The organism is Oleiphilus sp. HI0132 (assembly GCF_001635845.1).
Genome location: NZ_LWGJ01001667.1, coordinates 1 through 1,520, shown reverse-complemented (window position 1 = coordinate 1,520; position 1,520 = coordinate 1). Strand labels below are relative to the sequence as shown.

The following is a 1,520-nucleotide window of genomic DNA, read 5'->3' as shown; positions in this document are numbered from 1 at the left end:
GCGGCAGACTATTGGTTCTTGAGTTTTCCAAGCCAAAGAATGACCTGCTCAGTAAAGTTTACGACCAGTACTCTTTCAAGGCTCTGCCTTTAATGGGGCGTTTGATCACCAATGATAGTGAAAGCTATCAATACTTGGCAGAGTCTATTCGCATGCACCCTGACCAGGAAACCTTAAAAGGTATGATGGAAAACGCAGGCTTTGCCAATTGTCGTTATCACAACATGAGCGGCGGCATTGTTGCTCTACATACGGGTATAAAACCTTAAGATGAGCCTTATGGACACTAAGCGGCTAACTAAAATTGCAGTTACTATTGAAAGTGCAATCAATACAGCTCTTTCAATGGACCCTGCGGCTCAGAAACATTTAAAACGCCTTAGAGACTGTGTGCTAGCCATTAGTGTCAGTTCCCCTAGCAAAGTTATCTATGTGGGCGTTGAAGAGCAAAACGAAGCCCAAAGTAACGAGTCAGACGATAACACCCAAGTGGTTTATCGAGTTGCCATACTCCCCGCTCAGGACCATTCCAGCGTTCAGATCAAAGGTTCCTTACTGTCCTTTATTAAACTTGCTAGCTCTAAGGACAAAAGCTTACTCTTCAAAACCAACGAAATTCAACTAAGTGGCGAATCTGTCAGAATTCAACAAATTCAGGCATTCCTTAGCATCGTCAGTGTTGACTGGGAAGGCATTCTCGCTTCTGTTATCGGCGATATTCCCGCACATATTATCGGCACCTCTATTCGCCAAAGTTTGAGTTTTGGCAAAAACCTGACTCAATCTTTGATCAGAGATGCGGAAGAGTTTATTAAGTATGAATTACGCCTGTTTCCAAATAAGGCTGCTGCTAAAAAGCAATTTGCAGCGATCGACAAGCTCTATCAGGCAAGCGAAGCTTTAGAGAAGAAAATTAAGGCTCGACTTGGTGATAAGTCAAATCAAGATAGCACTGTTAGCCAAGAGCAAACGACCAATTAACGCATAAATAAGAGATCAATAAACTCCGTGTCGAAGTTATTACTACTTACCAAACTCCGCAGAATATTCGTGATTCTGTGGGTCATTAGTCGCTACCGCCTAGACGAGTTTATTCCGCTTGCTCAGCTCCCCTTAAGCGCCAGACTACTTCTAATTCTTGCACCTTGGCACTTTTTTCCAAAACCGAAGATGTCTCGCGGTGAGCGAATCCGCTTAGCTTTGGAAACTCTGGGCCCTATCTTCATTAAGTTTGGACAGATACTCTCTACCCGACGCGACTTGCTACCTGATGATATTGCGGATCACCTCAAAAACCTACAGGATCAGGTCACGCCGTTTTCAGGAGCTATATCCAAGGCTTTAATTGAAAAAGGCTTGGGGAAGAAGGTTGGAGAAGTATTCCAAGAGTTTGACGATGAACCACTAGCTACCGCTTCCATTGCACAAGTACATAGCGCCACGCTACATTCAGGTAAAGAGGTAGTCGTCAAAGTCATTCGTCCTGGCATTGAGCGAACCATCGACCAAGATATTGCCGT

The 1,520-nt window shown here is 44.1% G+C and carries 3 protein-coding genes; all 3 read left to right on the top strand.

Going from position 1 to position 1,520, the window contains the following annotated elements:
* Positions 1-269 (top strand): class I SAM-dependent methyltransferase (locus A3766_RS25605; RefSeq protein ID WP_197479748.1); only part of this gene is annotated, 269 nt, incomplete at its 5' end.
* A gap of 10 nt (positions 270-279) precedes the next feature.
* Positions 280-981 carry an SCP2 domain-containing protein gene (locus tag A3766_RS25600; protein ID WP_068516727.1) on the top strand — a complete coding sequence of 234 codons (702 nt, stop codon included), beginning with the start codon at positions 280-282 and terminating at the stop codon, positions 979-981.
* A 27-nt stretch (positions 982-1,008) separates the two neighbouring features.
* A partial coding sequence (locus A3766_RS25595) for an AarF/UbiB family protein (protein ID WP_231882993.1) occupies positions 1,009-1,520 on the top strand: 512 nt, incomplete at its 3' end.